Here is an 18,717-nt window from a genome sequence, read left to right as displayed (position 1 = left end):
GGCGCGGACTTCCGGGGACACGGCGCAAGCCGTCTGGAGGGAAAGCTCGGGAATACGGGGGCGCCGGATCGGCCCGGCGCCCCCGTTTCATTTTGGCCCGTTTCATATGGAGAGCGGCGTCTCTGTCCTCTCCGGCACGGGGAGGGGGACCGCTCCCGCTCATCCTGAGCTTGTCGAAGGAAGGGTGGTGGAGGGGATTCTCCACTCGGGACGACGCTTAAAGACGCAACTCCCCTCCGTCAGCGCTGCGCGCTGCCACCTCCCCGTACCGGGGAGGACAAGAGGTTAGCCCCGGCCGCGATAACCCGGCACGCCCTGATCGGGCACCCACAGGCCTTCCGGCGCCGCGCCGGACTGCCAGAACACGTCGATGGGAATGCCGCCGCGCGGGTACCAATAGCCGCCGATGCGCAGCCAGCGAGGCTTCATCTCGTCGAACAGACGCTGGCCGATGCCGACGGTCACGTCCTCGTGGAAGCCATTATGATTGCGGAAGGCGCCAAGGAACAGCTTGAGGCTCTTCGATTCGACGATGGTCGCCTCGGGCGCGTAGTCGATCACGAGATGCGCGAAATCGGGCTGGCCGGTCACCGGGCAGAGCGAGGTGAACTCGGGCGCGGCGAAACGCACCAGATAGAGGCTGCCCTGACGCGGGTTGGGCACATAGTCGAGCACGGCTTCCTCGGGCGAGGCGGGCAGATGGCTCGCCTGGCCGAGGTGCAGCGGGGTCATGGGGGTTTCGGTCATGCCGCCTTGATAGGTTCGCGCGCGGACTCGTTCAAGGCGCGCGCTATATCCGTACAAACTCGTTCGGCGGATTTGTCCGCGGCCACCGGTTCGGCTATGATGGCTCTCGTCTCGTCGCGGCGGCACCATACATTAACACAAGGTTCAGCGCCTGCCCGCTTCCGCGCTGGAGGGATGATGCGGGGCAAAATGACAAGAACTGGTACTCTTTCGGTAAATGCGGCGCTGGCGGGCGCCCTGATCGTGGCCGGCTACGCCGTGCCCGCTTCAGCGCAGGCCACCTGGAGCCTGCCGCCCGGACCCAACGCCACCGATACACCGCGCCCGCAGGGCCCGGTCGACGCGCAGGCCCCGGTCGTGCGCCCAAGCGACGCGCCTTCCGAAGCGCCACGCCCGGCGCCGAGCCCGCCCGTCCTAGTCGCCGCGCCGCCGCCCCCGGCGGCCGCCAAGCAGGCACAGACGCCTGCTCCGGCTCGTCCGGAACCGCGCGCCACCGCGACACCGGCACCGCAGAAGGCACCACAAACGGCAACGCCGGCCCCGGCCGCCGCAAGCCCGCAACCTGTGGCGACGCCGGAAAATACCTCGCCCTTCGTCCCGGGACCCGCCGCCAGCGAGAGCCCCGCGCCTGCGCCATCCGTGGCCGCACCGGCAGAAACCGCGCCTGCTGCAACGGCAGAGCACTGGCCCGACTGGTGGTGGGCGATCCCGATCGCGCTGCTGCTGGTGGCTGGCGGCATCGTCGCCCTGCTGCGCCGCCGCACCGCGCCGGCCACCGCATGGGCCGAAGCCGGCCTTGAACCGGAAGCCGAGGAAGAGGACGCTCCCGAACTGGCGGAAGCTCCGAAGCCAACGCCTGCCCCCATCACTGCTGCCCCGCGTCCGGCGCCCGTCGTGCCGCCCGCGCCAAAGCCGCTGGCGTCCGCCATCGTTTCGCCCTTGCCGAAGGCCGCCCCCTTGGCGCGTGCCGAATGGACGCTCGAACCCGTGCTGCTGCGCCAGTCGCTGGTCTATGCGACGTTGCAGTACCGGCTTACGCTGACCGCGCCCGCCTCGGGGCTGGCCGAGGGCGCGTCTGTCGCGGCCGACATGATCGCCGCCCATGCCTCGCTCTCGCAGACCGAACAGCTTGCGCCTGATCCGGCCTCGGTACCGCTGCGCCACCGCTTCGGGGCGCTCGAACCCGGCGAGACGCGCGAAGTGAAGGGCGAGATCCAGCTGCCGCTCAACTCCATCCGCGCGGTGCGGCAGGGCGATGCCGCGCTCTTCGTGCCGCTTGTGCGCCTGTTCCTCACGCTGCCCGACGGTTCGATCGAGCGCCGGGTGTTCTCGCTCGGCCAACCCGGTGCGGGCGCGGGCCTTGCGCCGCTGCGCGTGGACACCGGCCCGCGCGACCATGCGCCGATCCTCGCCCGCGAGATCGAAGGCGCCCGCTCGATCGGCGGCGCTGCGCCTTCCGGGGTTCCGGAAGCGGCGGAATAGGCCATCGGCCCTCTCGACCCCCGCTGATGCCCGGACTAGGGTTTCCCGCCGAGCTGCGGAGATTCCCTTGAGCGACTTCGAAAATATCGACGACCTGTCCCCCGCCACCAAGCTGGTCGCGGGCGGCCGCCGCAAGGACTGGACGGGGGCGGTCGTCAATCCGCCGGTCTGGCGGGCGAGCACGCATCTTTACGAGAACACTGCCGCGCTGGCCGAAGGGCCGCGCCATAACGAGGACGGCCGCTTTTTCTACGGCCGCCGCGGCGCGCCGACGCAGTGGGCGCTCTGCGATGCCCTCACCCAGCTTGAGCCTGGCGCGGCGGGCACGGTGATCTATCCTTCCGGCGTCGCCGCCATTGTCGGCGTCATGCTCACCCTGCTGCTCCCCGGCGACGAACTGCTTATCACCGACAATGCCTATGACCCCACCCGCTCGATGGGGCTTGGCCTGCTGACCGACTTCGGCGTGACCACGCGGTTCTTCGATCCGCTCGACCTTGCCGCTTACGAGGCTGCCTTCACGGAGCGCACGCGTGCAGTCATGCTGGAAGTGCCCGGCAGCCTGTCGATGGAAGTCTGCGACGTGCCCGCGCTGACCCGCATCGCCCGTGAAAAGGGCGCGATTTCGGTGCTCGACAATACCTGGGCCAGCTCGCTCGGCTTCCACGGCCTGCGCAAGGGTGCCGATATCACGGTGATGGCGCTGACCAAGCATGTCGGCGGCCATTCGGACCTGATGATGGGCTCTGCCAGTGCCGGGCCGGAGCTTTACGCCAAGCTGCGCAACCGCGCGCAGCAACTGGGCAACGTGGTCTCTCCCGACGACGCAGCGCTGGCGTTGCGCGGCCTGCGCACGCTGGGGGTGCGGTTGAAGCAGGGAACCGAGACGGCGCTGAAGATCGCCCGGTTCCTCGCCGACCGATCCGAAGTGGCGCAAGTTCTCTGCCCGATGCTTCCCGACGCATCGGGCCATGACCTGTGGCTGCGCGATTTCACCGGCGGCTGCGGCCTCTTCAGCGTAGTGTTCAAGGATGTGAGCGTGGCCCAGCGCAATCGCTTCGTCGACGCGTTGCGGCTGTTCGGGATCGGCTATTCGTGGGGCGGCTTCGAAAGCCTCTGCATCCCCATCGCGCCGGCCGGCTATCGCTCGATCATGCCTTGGCCGCCCGAGGCGGAAAACCCGGAGGACCGCCCCAGAAATTCACAGGGCGTACGCTTCTCGATCGGCCTTGAGGACGCGGGCGACCTGATCGCCGATATCGAGCAGGCGCTGGAGGCGATGAAGGCCGCCTAGGTCTCACCGCCGTTTTTGGCGGCCATGCATTCGAATTTGATGATGAGCCGCCAGATCCATCACTTCGTCGCCCCCGCGAAGGCGGGGGTCCCGGTGCCTTGAAACTTCCCGTTTTGGACTGGCGTTCGGACTGGGAGCAAGCGATCCGCAGGAACGCCCGCGCCTTTACGCCGCCACGCGGCGCGGCTTCTCCATTTCCAGACGGTTGCGCCCCTTGGCCTTGGCGCAGAACAGCGCCAGTTCCGCACGCTCGATAGTGCTGTCCAGACTCTCGGCGATCTGTGCGACACTGCCGCTGGCGGTGATCGCCATGCGGCTTTCGCCCACGGTCTGGCGAAGGTCCGCCAGCGTCGCCACCACGCGGCTGCAGATCGCCTGCGCCTGCGAGGGGCTCGTGCGCGGCAACAGCACCGCAAAGCGCTCCGAACCGATGCGCGAGATCAGGTCGTCGCTCCGCAGCATCTCGCGTAGGAGGTCGGCGAAGACGCGCAGCACATCATCGCCGGTGTGCTGACCGTACTTCATGTTGATGGTGCGGAAGAAATCGATCGAGAACATCGCCAGACAGCCGTCCATCCCGGCATCGACCATGTGTTCGAGCATCGAGATGAAGGCGGCGCGATTGGTCAGGCGCGTGAGCGGATCGGTGTAAGTCGCCGCGAAAAGCTGGTCCTTGAGCACCCGCTTCTCGTCGATACTGCGCATGACCGCCAGCGCGCCGTACACCGTGCCCTGATCGTCGCGCAGCGCGCGGGCCTGCAATTCGAACCAGGTGTCGCGGTCATCGTTCGAGACGGCGGGAAATTCGACCCAGCGCTCCGTCTGTTGCCCGGCCAGTGCCGCATCGAGTTCGCGCGCCACCGCCGCCCGGGCGCTGTCGGCCACGAGATCGAGCACATGCGGCCCGATCCGGTCCGCCTGCAAGCGCACGCCAAGCCGCTCTATCCCCGGCGAGGCGTGGACGATGAAACCGTCACTATTGGTCTTGAGGATGACGTCCGACGTGGCCTCCGCAAGAAGGCCGTACAGCGTCCAAGATTCCTGGAATGTGAATTCCATTCCCATGCATAGTGCCCCGGTGCCGATGGATCGCAAAACGATCGCAAGGAACAAACGGCCTCCCGAAGCGAGCAGTTAGCAGACGCGCACCCATGGAAATGAGTAAAACCGACTACCAATCGAACGACTTCGAGCGACCCAACAACGCCTCAAGCGCAAATTACGTTAGCCCTGTTATCTAACACACTTTGTCTTAAGTAATTGTTATTCCTATATTTACCATTGGGTAACTGAGTCGCAAAGGCGTTTCTCGGAAAAGACACGCCTCTGTTCGGCCCGAATCAGGACAAGATCACAATTCGATCATGATCTTGATCTTGTCGGGCGTGGTCTCCACCGCGGCAGCGATCTGTTCGCGGCAACGGGCAATGAGTTCTGGAAGCCCAGCGACAGTACGCCCCGGGCGCAGTTCGGACGTGCCCACACCCAGCTCGCGGGCGATCGCATCGAGCCGCTCCTCGATCGGGCGGGCCCGGCCCTGCTCCCAGGCCCAGACGGTGGGCTTGCTTACTCCCAGCCGCATGGCGAGTTCGCCCTGCGTCAGCCCGCGCTCCTTGCGCAGCCGATGCAGACGCTCCCCAAGACTTTCCCCGCCGATGGCCGCCGGGGCATTGCCGCCGGTCCCACCAGTGGAGACATCCGGGAAGCCATTCGTGGGAAGCTCGAAGCCGGGCTGGACCGCACTGCGCAATTGCGCCGCGCTCAGCGCCGCCCTTGGCAGCACGCGGTCGAACGCGCAGCCGTAGAGCTTGCCACTGGACCAGACCACGCGTGCGGGCGTGAGCCCCACCTCGGGCAAATCCAGCTCGATCGTCTCGCCGGGTGCAAGCACGGAATCGCTTTCAAGAAGCAGCCCCGTCTCGGAAAAATTGTGAACCAATACGGGCATATCCCTGGCAGTGGCACTCGATCCTTGCGTTTCGAGCATCAGCTTGCGGCGGGGTGCACGTATGCGGTCGCCGTCGGTCATGACAGCTGCGGGGTTAACTTCGAAATGTGCCTCAATGGGCATTGCGCGATCTCCAGGAGGCGCAAGGCTCTCCTCCCTGGGTTAAGATTCCGTTAGCGCACCGGCTAATCATCACCGGAACACGGCTAACCACTTACCCACCCTATCCACCTGCGATCGCAGTCTTAGAACCCACAGTTCACTTGTAGACAGAAGGAGGTAAGCCTGGACAGCATCTTGCGACCACCCGCACCAGATCTGCGCCAGATCAATTGAAGATCAATTGACAATTATCCGCGACGTTCCTTATCTATTTTTACTAATGCATATTCACCATAACTCGAAATTTTCCAGCCAGATCAAGATCTTGATGCGGTTCGACATGCATTCACCGCACTCCGGACGTCGAGTCCTGTGCATTAAACACGTTTTATCGTAGAGCACAGTTCGGAAAAACCGAGAGTGCACCCGTAAAATATTCCCGATCAGAGTCGGAATGCGGCGGGGATCGTTGCAACCGAAAACATTTTCCAGAGCCCCTAAAGCCGCTCTTGCCCCCTGCAAAGCCATTCTGGCTGGCATCGGCCTCATGGGGGGACCATGTGCGCCACCATGCAACCGAATCCCGCTTCCATTGGCCGAGTCTTTCTGGTCGGCGCCGGCCCCGGCGATCCGGACCTTCTGACCCTGCGCGCCGCGCGGCTGGTGATGAATGCCGCGCTGATCGTGCATGACGGGCTGGTCGATCCGGCGATCCTGTCGATGGCGCGCCCTTCCGCCCGTCTGATCTCGGTGGCCAAGGCCCGTTCGCGCCACACCATGAAGCAGGAGGAGATCAACGCCCTCCTCGTGCGCGAGGCGCTGGCCGGGAACGACGTCGTGCGCCTGAAGGGCGGCGATCCCTTCGTGTTCGGCCGCGGGGGCGAGGAAGCCGAAGCCTGCCGCGCCGCCGGGGTTCCGGTGGAAGTGGTGCCCGGCATCTCGTCCGCGTTGGGCGCTGCCGCCGCCGCGCAGATCCCGCTGACGCACCGCGACCATGCCTCGATCGTCAGCTTCGTGGCCGGCCAGTGCAAGGGCCTGACCGATCAGGACTGGTCCGGCCTTGCCGGCAAGGGCCGGACCCTGGTGATCTTCATGGGCCTTGCGACCGCCGCCCAGATCACCGAAAAGCTGATCGCGGACGGCCTGACGCCCGACGTTCCCGTCGCGGTGATCGAAAAGGCCACGCGGGGCGACATGCGCGTGATGCGCGCGTCGCTCGCCGGCCTTGCAGACCTTGTTGAGCGGGAACGGGTGGCCAGCCCCGCGCTCATCGTCATCGGCGCTGTCACCGCGCAGCCCGATACCATCGTAAGCGCAACAGCGCTGGAGGCAGTACAACAGTGAAGATCCTGACGGGCAACGACCTCAAGACCGGGGCGGTCATCTGGTGGACCGGCGTAAGCTGGTCGCTGGATGTCAACGATTCCGCCGACGTGGGCGAGCATGGTGCCGCCCTTGTCGCGCGTGAGGAAGGGGCCCGCAATGTCGTCGGCGCCTATATCGTCGATGGCGCGAAGACCGATGAAGGCGTGCGTCCCGCCCATATCAAGGAGCGTATCCGCGCTCTCGGGCCGACCGTTCGCCCCGATCTGACGCTCAAGCCGTCCGACCCCGAAGCCGTGAACTGGGTGATCTGATGTACAAGTATGACGAATACGACCAGCAGATGGTCGATACCCGCGTCGCGGAATTCCGCGATCAGGTCCGCCGCCGCCTCGCCGGTGACCTTACCGAGGACCAGTTCAAGCCGCTGCGCCTGCAGAACGGCCTCTACCTCCAGCTGCACGCCTACATGCTGCGCGTCGCGGTGCCCTATGGCACGCTGAATTCCGCGCAGATGACGCTGCTGGGCGATATCGCGGACAAGTACGACCGCGGCTACGGCCACTTCACCACGCGCCAGAACATCCAGTACAACTGGATCAAGCTGGAAGACACGCCCGACATCCTGGCCGAACTCGCCAAGGTGGAGATGCATGCCATCCAGACCAGCGGCAACTGCATCCGCAACATCTCGTCCGACCAGTATGCGGGCGCCGCTGCGGAAGAAATCGTCGATCCGCGTCCTTACGCCGAACTGCTGCGCCAGTGGTCCAGCTTCCACCCGGAATTCCTGGTGCTGCCGCGCAAGTTCAAGATCGCCGTCATCGCGTCGGAAACCGACCGCGCGGCGATGCGTCTGCACGACATCGGCATCAAGATGGTGAAGAACGACGCCGGCGAGATCGGCGCCCAGTTCTACGCCGGTGGCGGCATGGGCCGCACCCCGATGATCGCCCCGCTGATCCGCGAATTCGTGCCGCTGGACCAACTGATCACGTATTCGGAAGCCTGCCTGCGCGTCTACAACCGTTATGGCCGCCGCGACAACAAGTACAAGGCACGCATCAAGATCCTCGTCCACGAACTGGGCCGCGACGAATACGTCCGCCAGGTGGAGGAAGAGTTCGCGCACCTGCTGACCCAGCCGATCGAGCCGCCGCTGGCCGAGCTGGAGCGGATCAAGACCCACTTCGTCGATCCCGGCTTCGAGGCCGGCGCCTCGGACGAGCTGGACCTGACCGATCCCGACTTCCGCCTCTGGGTGGAGCGCAACACGCATGCCCACAAGCAGGCGGGCTATGTGATCGCCACGGTTTCGCTGAAGCCCGTGGGCGGCATCCCCGGTGACGCCACCGGCGAACAGATCCGCCTGATGGCCCAGTTGGCCAAGGACTACAGCTTCGACGAACTGCGCGTGACCCACGCCCAGAACATCGTCTTCCCGCACGTGAAGAAGGCCGACCTCTACACCGTGTGGCAGGCGCTGGACGCAGCGGGCCTGTCGACCGCCAATCTCGACACCGTGGGCGACATCATCGCCTGCCCCGGCCTCGACTATTGCGCGCTGGCCAATGCCCGCTCGATCCCGGTGGCGCAGAAGATCTCCGAACGCTTCGGCAGCGCCGAGCGTCAGGCCGAACTGGGCGAACTGAAGCTGAAGATCTCCGGCTGCATCAATGCCTGCGGCCACCATCACGCGGGCCACATCGGCATCCTCGGCGTCGACAAGAAGGGGCTGGAAAACTACCAGCTCCTGCTGGGCGGCAGCGAGGGCGCGGACACCTCGCTCGGCCAGATCACCGGCCCCGGTTTCACCGAGGACGGCGTGGTCGATGCCATCGAAAAGGCCACCGAAGTCTATCTCGCCAACAAGCAGGGCGAGGAACGCTTCCTCGACACCTATCGCCGTATCGGCATGGCCCCGTTCAAGGAAGCGATCTATGGTTGATTCCGCCACCACCGCTCGTGCTGAGCTTGTCGAAGCACGCTGCAATCCGTTCACCCTTCGACAGGCTCAGGATGAGCGGGGGCTCCATGGTTGATGTGCAATTCCGCTTTCGTGAAGACGAAGCGGTCAACGATCCGGCGGTGACCGTCGATTCCTTCGGCGAGCAGTCCAACGCCACCGCCGTCCGCATCGAGCCCGGCGACGACGCGCGCGACCTGCTGCCGCATCTGAACCGTCTCTCGCTGGTGGAAGTGAGCTTCCCCGCCTGGACCGACGGCCGTGGTTACTCCTCGGCCCGTATCCTGCGCGAAGCGGGCTATGCGGGCGAACTGCGTGCCGTGGGCGATCTCGTGATCGACATGCTCTCGCACCTCAAGCGCTGCGGCTTCGACGCCTTCGCGCCCGACAAGGCCCTCAACGAGCAGGACGCGCAGAATGCGTTCGAGCGTTGGGAGAACGTCTACCAGGCCACCGGCGTCGATGGCCGCCAGGCGATCTGGGCCAAGCGCCACGGCTGATTTCCGCCTCAATAACCGGAAAATCGCCGTCAAAAGGGACCACCCGATGACCCGTACCGAAGTGACTCGCATTCGCGACCTGATCGACACCGGCCCTCGTTTCGACGAGGCCGATGCCGTGCGCCTGAACCGCCTGTTCCGCGGCACCGACACGAACGAAATGCTCGAAACGGTTCTCAAGGAAGGCATGGCCGGCGATATCGCGATCGTGTCCAGCTTCGGTGCGGAATCGGCGGTTCTGCTGCATCTCGTCGCCTCGGTCGATCCTTCGGTGGCAGTGCTGTTCCTGGAAACGGGCAAGCACTTCCCCGAAACGCTGGCCTACCGCGACCAACTGGTCGATCGGCTGGGCCTGACCAACCTGATCAACCTGCTGCCCGACGCGGAAGAACTGGCGAAGAAGGACGAGAGCGGGCTGCGCTGGTCCTACGACCCGGACGGCTGCTGCGAGATCCGCAAGGTGAAGCCGCTGGAAAAGGCGCTGCTGAACTACGACGCCTCCTTCACCGGCCGCAAGGCGTTCCAGAACTCGACCCGCGCCACACTGCCGCGCTTCGAGATCGACACGACCGACGCGCAGGGGCGCCTGAAGGTCAACCCGCTGATCGACTGGAACCCGGACCGCATCGCCGCCTATATCGCCGAGCACGACCTGCCCCCGCATCCGCTGGTGGCGCAGGGCTATCCGTCGATCGGCTGCATGCCCTGCACCAGCAAGGTGGCGGCAGGCGAAGACCCCCGCTCGGGCCGCTGGCGCGGGTGGGACAAGACCGAATGCGGCATCCACGTCGCCCATCCCACGACCGACCACACCGACCAGAACGCGCCGGAGTTCGGGCTGGATCTGTGAGTTTGGTAGGAAGTCTGCTGTCGGCGGACTTCCTATCATCCATCTTGCCTACTCATTCGCCCAGACCGGCGCCGAACGTTTAGATCTTCAAAGGCCGAGACGTTGTTCGAGGACGCTCAGTCTCATTTCATGGCGATCAATCGCCCCCCGATAAGATGGGCACCTGCGACTAATCGGGATGATATACACGTCCGGCAAACCGCCATAACGGACCTTCATTGCTTTATCGATGCGCTTTTCCCGGTCAGCAAATCGCATTTTGTACCATGCCTCCGCTTGACGAGCACTCATCCCTCGGCAACGCGCCTCGTTGAAGGCCCCATCCGCAATCGAAGAACGCCAAAGCGAGACATCATCCAGAGCCTGTATCTTCCGGCGATCTTCATCGTTCGTTGTGGCGCAGCCGGAAACTGCCAAAAGCACGGCAAGGTCGAGAAGATATGACCGAACCTTCATCGCTTGCCCTTCAAGCGATCCTGCACCCACCACTTCGGCAGATAAGGCCGTTCGACCAGTTTCTCGGCGGCGTAGGGCCACCAGCCCGGGCCGAAGGGCCAGTAGAGCCGCACTGGCGCGCCGAGTTCGACCGCCACCCGGCTGCTGCGCTTCATGGGAAGGCCGCGCAACTGTTCCAGTTCGCAGGGGGTACCCGAGGCTCTCAGGATCTCCAGCGCCGCGCGGGCCAGAGTCGGGTCGTGCGTGGCTACGCCCACCGGCGCGGATCGTCCGGCGAGCAGGCGCACCAATTCGAGAAATGCCACCGAAAGGTCGCCCGCGTCGCTATCCGGATCGGCCCACTCGCCCTTGACCAGACGGATGCGCACGGGCGCGTCGCGCAAGCGTTCGGCGTCGGCCGCGCTGCGCTGCCAGCGGGCAGGGAGCGCAGTGCCGCTTGTGCCGTATTCGCCGGCCAGCCACTCGACCAGATCGAGCGTCGGCCCCGCCTGCGCGTGGGTCAGCGCGTCGAACACCACGGTCATGCCCGCCGCGCTGGCCGGAGTGGCGACGGCGCGCAGCAGGTCCTTGTCGAAATGGAGTGGGGACGCCTTGATAGCCAGGCACGTGCCCGGAACCGCGCCGTTCAAGGCGCGTGACAGGGCCCCGCAGGCGGTCACGATCCCGCCCGGTACGCCGTCCCACGCCGGAAAGTAGCTGAGCGTCGCGGCCATACCCCGTCTGTGCAAGGAAACCGCCGCCCGCGCTGCTGCCGCCGCGTCGGGCGCGGGAGCCACAGCCTCCACCGTGCGCGAGAAGGCCACACGCAATTTTGTGCCGATGCCTGCGCTCATCCGCGGCCCGGTCGCCGCTGCCACAGCCAGTTGGCCGCCTCCACCACGAGCGCGGCAAGGCCGTGGAGGTTGAACGGATAGGTCTGGAGCCGCACGCAGGCCATCGCCTCGCGCGTCCAGACATCCATGATCCACGGCTCCACTTCGCCCAGCAATTCGATGCCCAGCAGCCCTCGCCCGGTGGCATCGGCCAGCGCATGAAGCATCAGCAGATTGCCGGGAGACACGCGCGAGAAGGCGGTGTCGAACCCGATCTTGAACAGCCAGTAACGGCGCTGGAATTCCACCGCGAGCTGCATCGCCACGGCCTTGCTGCCGATCCGCATGAAGGCCACGCGGCAGGCACCCTCCCCACTCGCGCGGCTCAGAAAATCGCGGAAGAACGCAGCCTTGACCGGATCGCATCCCAAAGCCGTACCCGCATCGCCCTTCCAGCCGCTCCGTTCGATCTCCACCGCCTCGTCGAACAGGGCGTCGAACGTGGCGCGGCTGGGCGCGTGCATTTCAAAAGTGACTTCGCCTTCGGCCTCCGCCCGGCGGCGGGCCCGGCGGAAATCGGAGCGGCGGCCCGCGTTGAAGCGCGCCTCGGGATCGGGCGCGGCGGGGTCTATGGCAATCGTCGGGCATCCCGTGGCGGGGCGGACGACCAGCAGGCCCCTGCCCTTCATCGCCGTGCCGAGCGCCGCCACCAGGGGAGAATCCGTCGGCACCCGCTCCAACCGCAACGGACGCCTGAGCCGCGCCAGCTCCTGCCCCAGCGCGGCGGCGGCCACATCATCGCGGCACAGCGCATCGACCGGTTCGTAGACCTGTCGCTCACCCGCCACATGCCAGCGCCCGAACCAGCCCGGCCGGCGGCACAGCGGCAGCAGCGCGATGGGCCGACCACTCTCACGGATCGCCACCACGCGTCGCACGCAGCCCGCCAGCATGGTGGCGACAAGCGCTTCGTAGAACGCGAGCATCTGCGACGGCAGCCGGGCGCTTGCCTCCAAGCGGCGCCAATCTTCCTGCGGAACGTCGCCGGATGAGCCGCGCGGGACACGCAGGCGCGCCTTCAGTCCGGACCTTTCCGGTCCGGCCCTCCGTTCGGCCTCTGGTGTTTCATGGCGCACGCAGCGATTCCCTTGGCGACATGTTGGTCGCCCCCCGCCAAAGCGATAGCGAGAATCTGCTTATCCGAAGTTAAAGCGCGTCCGCGCCGGATCACTTCGGTTGCGACTGCCGAACTTTAACATGCAGAAAACGCACCTCCGAATCGTATTGGCTTTGCGCCGGGTTGCAGTAAGGCCCAAATGCCCCCAATATTGCAGTGCAACATGACCAATCGAAACGCCTCTCATACCCACCCCGCACTCGTCACGCTCGCGCTGGCGATGGGCGCTTTCGCGATCGGCACGACCGAATTCGCGGCCATGAGCCTCGTGCCCTATTTCGCGCGCGATTTGCATCTGACTGAGCCGCAAGCGGGCCATGCGATCAGCGCCTACGCACTGGGCGTCTTCGTGGGCGCGCCGGTGATCGCGGTACTGGCGGCACGACTGGGGCGGCGGACGCTGCTGATCGGGCTGATGGCGCTGTTCGCGCTGGGCAACGGGCTTTCGGCCATGGCGCCGAGCTATCCGCTGCTGATCCTGTTCCGATTCCTCTCCGGCCTGCCGCACGGCGCCTATTTCGGCGTGGCAGCGCTGGTGGCCGCCTCCATGGTGCCGGAAAACCGGCGCGCGCAGGCCGTGGCCATGGTCATGTCGGGCCTGACGGTCGCCACCGTGATCGGTGTTCCCGCCGCCAACTGGCTGGGGCAGGCTCTGGGCTGGCGTGCAGGCTTTGCCGTCGTTTCGGTGCTGGCGCTGATTACCGTGGCTCTCGTCGCACTGTTCGCGCCGCACCAGCGGCCTTCGGAAGGCGCGAGCCCGATGCGCGAGCTGGGTGCATTGCGCCGTCCGCAAGTTCTGCTGACGCTGCTGACCGGCGCGATCGGCTTCGGCGGGCTCTTCGCGGTCTATACCTACATCGCCTCGACCATGATCGAAGTGACAAAAGTGCCCGAAACCATGGTACCGCTGGTACTGGCGGTGTTCGGCGTGGGCATGACCGTGGGCAACCTGTTCTGGGCCTGGGCGGCCGACCGCGCGCAGAGCCGCGCGGCGATCGGTGCGCTGCTGTTCAGCGCCTTCTCGCTGGCGCTGTTCCCCTTTGCGGCGGGCAATATCTGGACGCTGGTTCCGGTGATCCTGATGGTGGGCTTCTCCGGCGGCCTCGGCACAATCCTGCAAACGCGCCTGATGGACGTCGCGGGCGAGGCGCAGGCACTGGCCGCCGCCGCGCACCACAGCGCTTTCAACTTTGCCAATGCGCTGGGCCCGTGGCTGGGCGGGCTGGCGATCTCGGCGGGTTGGGGGCTGACCTCCACTGGCTGGATCGGCGCGGGGCTGTCGTTGGGCGGTCTGGCAGTGTTCCTGCTGACGCTGGCGCATCACAAGCGCGGCGTGGAACTGGAAGCGGTTCCGGCCTGCGCCTGAGGCGCTCAATACGCTAGCTGCGCCCATTACTCTCCGTCATCCGCCTTCGCGGGGGCGACGAAGTAGTTTTTGATGGGGCGAGGTAGGCCGCGCCGGCCTAATTCTGGTCCCGCCGCTCCAGCCGCATGTGGACGGCGCTGGGCGTGTTCTCCATCTCGGACACGAAATAGTCCTCGAAGGGCATATCTTCATCGAACAGCGGCGCGCCCCTGCCCAGCGCACGGGACATTACGCGCAGCCAGATCTCATCCGCCTTGCCGGTGCTGAGCGCGGCACTAACCGTTCGCGCTCCGCCGATCACCAGCACCGCCCTCTCGCCCGCCACGTTCTGGGCCGCAGCGAAAGTGGAGGCGAAATCGGCGTGAAAGTGGAAGTGCAGCCGCGCATTCTCCCGCGGCGCGGGAACGGGGGCATGGTCGGTAACGACGAAGATCGGCACCTGAAGCTCGTAATTGTCGGCATACCAATCGGGATCGCCGCCCGCCGCGAAGGCATGGGCGCTCATCACCACGGCACCGCAAGTATCCGCCAGCCGCGCAACCATCTTGGCGCGCCGCGCGTCGTCGACCGGGAAAACGGTCACGCCATCGGCATCGGTCCAATATCCGTCGATGCTCGTGGCAGCCTCTACGATCATCCTGCCCATGGGTGTTTCTCCACCTGATATCCTACACCTGTGACGGTCGGTCGCAAAGATGTGAAGAATGGCGGGCCGTCCGGGTTGCCGGAAAGCGGACGAGACGGGCCTCAGCCGGGCTGCGGCGACTGTTTCCGGCGTGTTTCGTTTTCCTACAAGCGTGCGATTTGAGACTCTTGCGCCATGCGGCGCGGCACGACTCGAATTGCGGGCAGGATCAGCGGCTTGCCCTCTGGCGGCTGCTGCAAGGTGACACCGGCGAGATTTTCTCTGGACCGTGTCAACTGTGTCAACCGGCCTGTCACCTAGCGAAAACGACAACGGACCGCCCCCACGAAGGGAGCGGCCCGCCCGAGTCGCAGTGATGAAAGCGGATCAGCCGATCATCATCAGGCTGGCATTGCCGCCCGCCGCCGTGGTGTTGATCGAGGTGGAGACCTCTTCCAGCAACCAGGCACCATTGGGTCCCGCGCTGACGTGCACCGGCACAATCGGGCCGGACATCGCCGCCACGGCCTCGCAGGCGGCGCGCACGGCGGCGGCGTCACCCTCCACAAGGCAGGCCGCGAAGGCTTCGCCCGCGACGGGGTGGAACCGCGCCTCGATCTCGGCAGGCAGGCCGCCGGGGACGTCCATGCCCTCCACGGCAGCGGTGTTGCCGGTGGCCAGTACCGCTGCCATCTGCGCGAAGAGGCCGGCGCGGGTGGCCGGGCGCAGCAGCACGCGGCCGCGCGGGTGAAGCGCGTAGAGGTTGCGCTCGCCCACCGGGCCGGTCAGTTCCATCTCGGTGCCGAGGGCGGATGCCGCGCCGATCTTGCGCGCCTGGACAGCGGCGCTCGCCTCGCCCACGCTCTCAAGCCATGCGGCGAAGGCTTCCACCAGCGGCGCGCCGTGCCCTGCTGGACCGAGCACTTCGGGCGCCTTGGTGACCAGACGGCCGAGGTAGAGCGGACCGCCCGCCTTGGGGCCGGTGCCCGAAAGCCCGCGCCCGCCGAACGGCTGCACGCCGACGACCGCGCCGATGGTGTTGCGGTTGACGTAGAGATTGCCCGCCTTCACCGCCGAAGTGACGCGCTCCACCGTGGCGTCGAGGCGGGTGTGCAGGCCGAAGGTCAGGCCATAGCCGGTGCCGTTGATAGCATCGATCAGACCCGGCAGATCGTCGCGGCGGAAGCGGACGACATGGAGTACGGGGCCGAAGACCTCTCGGCCAAGCTGGGCGATGCTGTCGATCTCGACGATGGTGGGGGCGACGAACGTGCCCTTTGCACACTCGGCGGGGATCGCCACCTGCTCCACCTTGCAGCCGCGTGCCTTCATCGTCTCGATATGCGCGGCGATGTTGGTCTGCGCCTCTGCGGTGATGACCGGGCCGATGTCGGTCGCCAGCGTCTGGGTATTGCCGACGGAGAGTTCAGCCAGCGCGCCCTTCAACATCTTCAAGGTGCGGTCGGCCACGTCTTCCTGAAGGCACAGCACGCGCAGCGCCGAGCAGCGCTGACCGGCGGAGTCGAAGGCAGAGGCGATGACGTCCGCCACCACTTGCTCGGCAAGCGCGGAGGAATCGACGATCATCGCGTTCTGGCCGCCGGTCTCGGCAATCAGCGGAATGGCACGGCCATCCGCCGAGGTGCGACCCGAGAGCTGCTTCTGGATCAGGCGCGCGACCTCAGTGGAGCCCGTGAACATGACGGCGGCCACTTGCGGCGCGGCCACCAGCGCGGCGCCGACCTTGCCGTCGCCCGGAACCAGTTGCAGCGCGTCGGCCGGAACCCCGGCCTCATGCAGGATGCGGACGGCTTCGGCGGCGATCAGCGGGGTCTCTTCGGCGGGCTTGGCCAGCACGGTATTGCCGGCGACGAGCGCGGCGGCAACCTGCCCGGCGAAGATCGCCAGTGGGAAGTTCCACGGGCTGATGCAGACGACGGGGCCGAGGGCGACTTGCTCCGCACCGAACGTCGCGCGGGCCTGCTGCGCGTAATAGCGCAGGAAGTCGATCGCCTCGCGCACTTCGGCAATGGCATTGGCGGCCGACTTGCCGGCTTCGCGGATGACAAGACCCATCAGCTCGCCGATCCGCGCCTGCATCATGTCGGCAGCGGCATCGAGCATGGCGGCACGGTCGGCCACCGGCGTACCGCCCCAGCGGCTGATCGCGGCGCGCGCGACCATGACGGCGGCGGCTTCGGGCGCTACTTCCATCACCTTGCCCACCACGTCGCGGTGGTCGGCGGGGTTCAGCACGTCGCGCACCTTGCCCTGCGCATTGGCCGGCATGGCGAACCATTCGCGCGTCACGGAGGCGTGAAGTGCGGCGGTGAGCGCGGTCAGCGCCGTCTCGTCGGCCAGATCGATACCGGCGGAGTTGCGGCGACCAGCGTAGAGGCCGGCAGGTGCGGCGATCTCGCTATGGCGCGCGCCGGGCTGCGGCATGGCGCGGACGATGTCGACCGGATCGGCAACCATCTCGTCCACCGGCACCGCCGGATCGGCAATGCGGTTCACGAACGAGGAGTTCGCGCCGTTCTCCAGCAGGCGGCGCACGAGGTAGGCCAGCAGCGTCTCATGCGTGCCGACCGGCGCGTAGATGCGGCAGGGACGGTCCAGCTTGTCCTTGCCGACGACCTGCGAATAGAGCGGCTCGCCCATGCCGTGCAGGCACTGGAACTCATACTTGCCGATGGCGAAGTCCGGCCCGGCAAGCTGGTAGATCGTCGCCAGCGTCTGCGCGTTGTGGGTGGCGAACTGCGGGAACACCGCGTCCGGCGCGGCCAGCAGCTTCTGCGCGCAGGCGACGTAGGACACGTCGGTATGGACCTTGCGGGTGAACACCGGGAAATCGGCCAGCCCATCGACTTGCGCGCGCTTGATTTCGGCATCCCAGTAGGCGCCCTTGACCAGACGCACCATCATGCGGCGGCCGGCGCGGCGGGCCAGATCGATGATCCAGTCGAGCACATAGGGGCAGCGCTTGCCATAGGCCTGCACCACGAAGCCAAGGCCGTCCCAGCCTGCCAGATCGGGATCGAGCGCCAGGCTCTCTAACAGGTCGAGCGAGAGTTCGAGGCGGTCCGCTTCCTCGGCATCGATGTTGAGGCCGATGTCGTAGCCCTTGGCGATCACCGCCAGCGCCTTCACGCGCGGCAGCAGTTCGCCCATCACCCGGTCCGCCTGCGCGCGGACATAGCGCGGGTGGAGGGCGGAAAGCTTGATCGAGATGCCGGGCCCGCCATAGACGCCGCGCCCGGCGCTGGCCTTGCCGATGGCGTGGATGGCATTGACGTAATCGATGTTGTAACGGTCCGCGTCGGCGGCGGTGGTGGCGGCTTCGCCCAACATGTCGTAGCTGTACTGGAAGCCCTTTTCTTCCAGTTCGCGCGCGCGCTTCACCGCTTCGTCGATGGTTTCGCCGGTGACGAACTGTTCGCCCATCAGGCGCATCGCCATGTCGACGCCGCGACGGATCACCGGTTCACCGGCGCGCGCGACAAGGCGCGTCAGCGCGGCGCCGAGGCCCTTGTCATCGACGCTCCCGACCAGCTTGCCGGTGACGACAAGGCCCCAGGTGGCGGCATTGACGAACAGCGACTTGCCATTGCCAAGGTGCGCACCCCAGTCGCCACCGGCGATCTTGTCGCGGATCAGCGCATCGCGGGTAGCATCGTCGGGAATGCGCAGCAGCGCCTCTGCCAGACACATGAGCGCGACGCCCTCCTCGCTCGACAGCGAGTATTCCTGCACCAGACCCTCGACGCCGGTGCCCTTGTGGTTGGCACGCAGCGTGGTGACGAGATTGCTGGCGGTGGCACGGACGGCGGCGCGGGTGGCGTCGGGCAGCGTCGCGGCGGCCAGCAGCGGGGCCATGCATTCGGCCTCGTCGCGGCGGAAGGCATCGGTGATGGCGCTGCGCAGCGCGGTCGGCGCGCTGACGGCGGGGGCGAAGGCAGCAAATGGGGCGGCGAATGGCGGGGTCTGGGTCATGCGCGCACAATATCGCGGGCGCACGTGGCAATCCGCCTTTTCACGCGACTTAAACAGGCCATATGGACTTATGTTC

The 18,717-nt window shown here is 66.3% G+C and carries 16 protein-coding genes; 8 read left to right on the top strand and 8 right to left on the bottom strand.

The window, feature by feature from the left end; translation table 11 throughout:
* Positions 1 to 285: 285 nt before the first annotated feature.
* A complete protein-coding gene (queF, locus tag AC1VVK_RS14020; RefSeq protein WP_207904722.1) occupies positions 286 to 747 on the bottom strand; it encodes a preQ(1) synthase in 462 nt (153 codons plus the stop codon).
* Between the two features lie 189 nt (positions 748 to 936).
* Between queF and AC1VVK_RS14015 the strand changes: the two genes are divergently transcribed.
* Together AC1VVK_RS14015 and metC are read left to right on the top strand one after the other, a co-directional pair.
* Positions 937 to 2,229 (top strand): hypothetical protein, encoded by a 1,293-nt coding sequence (locus AC1VVK_RS14015; protein WP_482903449.1) that lies wholly within the window; start codon positions 937 to 939, stop codon positions 2,227 to 2,229.
* Positions 2,230 to 2,290: 61 nt separating this feature from the next.
* Positions 2,291 to 3,523 carry a cystathionine beta-lyase gene (metC, locus tag AC1VVK_RS14010; RefSeq protein ID WP_482905171.1) on the top strand — a complete coding sequence of 411 codons (1,233 nt, stop codon included), beginning with the start codon at positions 2,291 to 2,293 and terminating at the stop codon, positions 3,521 to 3,523.
* A gap of 165 nt (positions 3,524 to 3,688) precedes the next feature.
* Here the strand turns inward: metC and AC1VVK_RS14005 are convergent, their stop codons facing one another.
* Together AC1VVK_RS14005 and AC1VVK_RS14000 are read right to left on the bottom strand one after the other, a co-directional pair.
* Positions 3,689 to 4,588 carry a GGDEF domain-containing protein gene (locus AC1VVK_RS14005; RefSeq protein ID WP_132389154.1) on the bottom strand — a complete coding sequence of 300 codons (900 nt, stop codon included), beginning with the start codon at positions 4,586 to 4,588 and terminating at the stop codon, positions 3,689 to 3,691.
* A gap of 286 nt (positions 4,589 to 4,874) precedes the next feature.
* Positions 4,875 to 5,594: a helix-turn-helix domain-containing protein gene (locus AC1VVK_RS14000; RefSeq protein WP_132389152.1), complete on the bottom strand. Its 720-nt coding sequence runs from the start codon at positions 5,592 to 5,594 to the stop codon at positions 4,875 to 4,877.
* Between the two features lie 549 nt (positions 5,595 to 6,143).
* Here AC1VVK_RS14000 and cobA point away from each other — a divergent pair.
* The 5 genes from cobA (at position 6,144) to AC1VVK_RS13975 (ending at position 10,212) form a co-directional block, all read left to right on the top strand.
* A complete protein-coding gene (gene cobA / locus AC1VVK_RS13995; RefSeq protein ID WP_482903448.1) occupies positions 6,144 to 6,917 on the top strand; it encodes a uroporphyrinogen-III C-methyltransferase in 774 nt (257 codons plus the stop codon).
* Complete coding sequence (locus tag AC1VVK_RS13990; protein WP_132389148.1) at positions 6,914 to 7,210, top strand: DUF2849 domain-containing protein; 297 nt, start codon at positions 6,914 to 6,916, stop codon at positions 7,208 to 7,210. Before cobA ends, AC1VVK_RS13990 begins: the two co-directional genes overlap by 4 nt.
* Entirely contained in the window at positions 7,210 to 8,844 is a 1,635-nt protein-coding gene (locus tag AC1VVK_RS13985; protein ID WP_482903447.1) for a nitrite/sulfite reductase, read from the top strand. The genes AC1VVK_RS13990 and AC1VVK_RS13985 overlap by 1 nt, the downstream gene beginning before the upstream one ends.
* Positions 8,845 to 8,930: 86 nt before the next feature.
* Positions 8,931 to 9,362 carry a DUF934 domain-containing protein gene (locus AC1VVK_RS13980; protein WP_482903446.1) on the top strand — a complete coding sequence of 144 codons (432 nt, stop codon included), beginning with the start codon at positions 8,931 to 8,933 and terminating at the stop codon, positions 9,360 to 9,362.
* 46 nt (positions 9,363 to 9,408) lie between these two features.
* On the top strand, positions 9,409 to 10,212 hold the full coding sequence (locus AC1VVK_RS13975; protein WP_132389142.1) for a phosphoadenylyl-sulfate reductase: 804 nt from the start codon (positions 9,409 to 9,411) through the stop codon (positions 10,210 to 10,212).
* An 87-nt stretch (positions 10,213 to 10,299) separates the two neighbouring features.
* Here the strand turns inward: AC1VVK_RS13975 and AC1VVK_RS13970 are convergent, their stop codons facing one another.
* The 3 genes from AC1VVK_RS13970 to AC1VVK_RS13960 are packed head-to-tail and all read right to left on the bottom strand — an operon-like array spanning position 10,300 to position 12,496.
* Positions 10,300 to 10,668: a hypothetical protein gene (locus tag AC1VVK_RS13970; RefSeq protein WP_482903445.1), complete on the bottom strand. Its 369-nt coding sequence runs from the start codon at positions 10,666 to 10,668 to the stop codon at positions 10,300 to 10,302.
* Positions 10,665 to 11,501, bottom strand: coding sequence for a proline dehydrogenase (locus AC1VVK_RS13965; RefSeq protein ID WP_482903444.1), 837 nt, complete (start codon positions 11,499 to 11,501; stop codon positions 10,665 to 10,667). Before AC1VVK_RS13965 ends, AC1VVK_RS13970 begins: the two co-directional genes overlap by 4 nt.
* Positions 11,498 to 12,496 carry a GNAT family N-acetyltransferase gene (locus AC1VVK_RS13960; protein ID WP_482903443.1) on the bottom strand — a complete coding sequence of 333 codons (999 nt, stop codon included), beginning with the start codon at positions 12,494 to 12,496 and terminating at the stop codon, positions 11,498 to 11,500. Before AC1VVK_RS13960 ends, AC1VVK_RS13965 begins: the two co-directional genes overlap by 4 nt.
* A gap of 324 nt (positions 12,497 to 12,820) precedes the next feature.
* On the opposite strand from AC1VVK_RS13960, the gene AC1VVK_RS13955 reads away from it, so the two are divergent.
* Positions 12,821 to 14,023, top strand: a complete 1,203-nt coding sequence (locus AC1VVK_RS13955; protein WP_482903442.1) for an MFS transporter — start codon at positions 12,821 to 12,823, stop codon at positions 14,021 to 14,023.
* Between the two features lie 97 nt (positions 14,024 to 14,120).
* Here the strand turns inward: AC1VVK_RS13955 and AC1VVK_RS13950 are convergent, their stop codons facing one another.
* Together AC1VVK_RS13950 and putA are read right to left on the bottom strand one after the other, a co-directional pair.
* Positions 14,121 to 14,669, bottom strand: coding sequence for a dihydrofolate reductase family protein (locus tag AC1VVK_RS13950; RefSeq protein ID WP_132389132.1), 549 nt, complete (start codon positions 14,667 to 14,669; stop codon positions 14,121 to 14,123).
* 366 nt (positions 14,670 to 15,035) lie between these two features.
* Positions 15,036 to 18,641, bottom strand: coding sequence for a trifunctional transcriptional regulator/proline dehydrogenase/L-glutamate gamma-semialdehyde dehydrogenase (gene putA / locus AC1VVK_RS13945; RefSeq protein WP_482903441.1), 3,606 nt, complete (start codon positions 18,639 to 18,641; stop codon positions 15,036 to 15,038).
* Between the last annotated feature and the right edge of the window lie 76 nt (positions 18,642 to 18,717).

The organism is Novosphingobium sp. BL-S-32 (assembly GCF_056857055.1).
This window is presented reverse-complemented; position numbering and strand designations above follow the sequence as displayed.

What these genes read in the sequence shown, in the direction of transcription:
- queF (WP_207904722.1), bottom strand. Translation starts at nt 747, where the DNA reads ATGACCGAAACCCCCATGACCCCGCTGCACCTCGGCCAGGCGAGCCAT.
- AC1VVK_RS14015 (WP_482903449.1), top strand. Translation starts at nt 937, where the DNA reads ATGACAAGAACTGGTACTCTTTCGGTAAATGCGGCGCTGGCGGGCGCC.
- AC1VVK_RS14005 (WP_132389154.1), bottom strand. Translation starts at nt 4,588, where the DNA reads ATGGGAATGGAATTCACATTCCAGGAATCTTGGACGCTGTACGGCCTT.
- AC1VVK_RS14000 (WP_132389152.1), bottom strand. Translation starts at nt 5,594, where the DNA reads ATGCCCATTGAGGCACATTTCGAAGTTAACCCCGCAGCTGTCATGACC.
- cobA (WP_482903448.1), top strand. Translation starts at nt 6,144, where the DNA reads ATGCAACCGAATCCCGCTTCCATTGGCCGAGTCTTTCTGGTCGGCGCC.
- AC1VVK_RS13985 (WP_482903447.1), top strand. Translation starts at nt 7,210, where the DNA reads ATGTACAAGTATGACGAATACGACCAGCAGATGGTCGATACCCGCGTC.
- AC1VVK_RS13980 (WP_482903446.1), top strand. Translation starts at nt 8,931, where the DNA reads ATGGTTGATGTGCAATTCCGCTTTCGTGAAGACGAAGCGGTCAACGAT.
- AC1VVK_RS13975 (WP_132389142.1), top strand. Translation starts at nt 9,409, where the DNA reads ATGACCCGTACCGAAGTGACTCGCATTCGCGACCTGATCGACACCGGC.
- AC1VVK_RS13970 (WP_482903445.1), bottom strand. Translation starts at nt 10,668, where the DNA reads ATGAAGGTTCGGTCATATCTTCTCGACCTTGCCGTGCTTTTGGCAGTT.
- AC1VVK_RS13965 (WP_482903444.1), bottom strand. Translation starts at nt 11,501, where the DNA reads ATGAGCGCAGGCATCGGCACAAAATTGCGTGTGGCCTTCTCGCGCACG.
- AC1VVK_RS13955 (WP_482903442.1), top strand. Translation starts at nt 12,821, where the DNA reads ATGACCAATCGAAACGCCTCTCATACCCACCCCGCACTCGTCACGCTC.
- AC1VVK_RS13950 (WP_132389132.1), bottom strand. Translation starts at nt 14,669, where the DNA reads ATGGGCAGGATGATCGTAGAGGCTGCCACGAGCATCGACGGATATTGG.
- putA (WP_482903441.1), bottom strand. Translation starts at nt 18,641, where the DNA reads ATGACCCAGACCCCGCCATTCGCCGCCCCATTTGCTGCCTTCGCCCCC.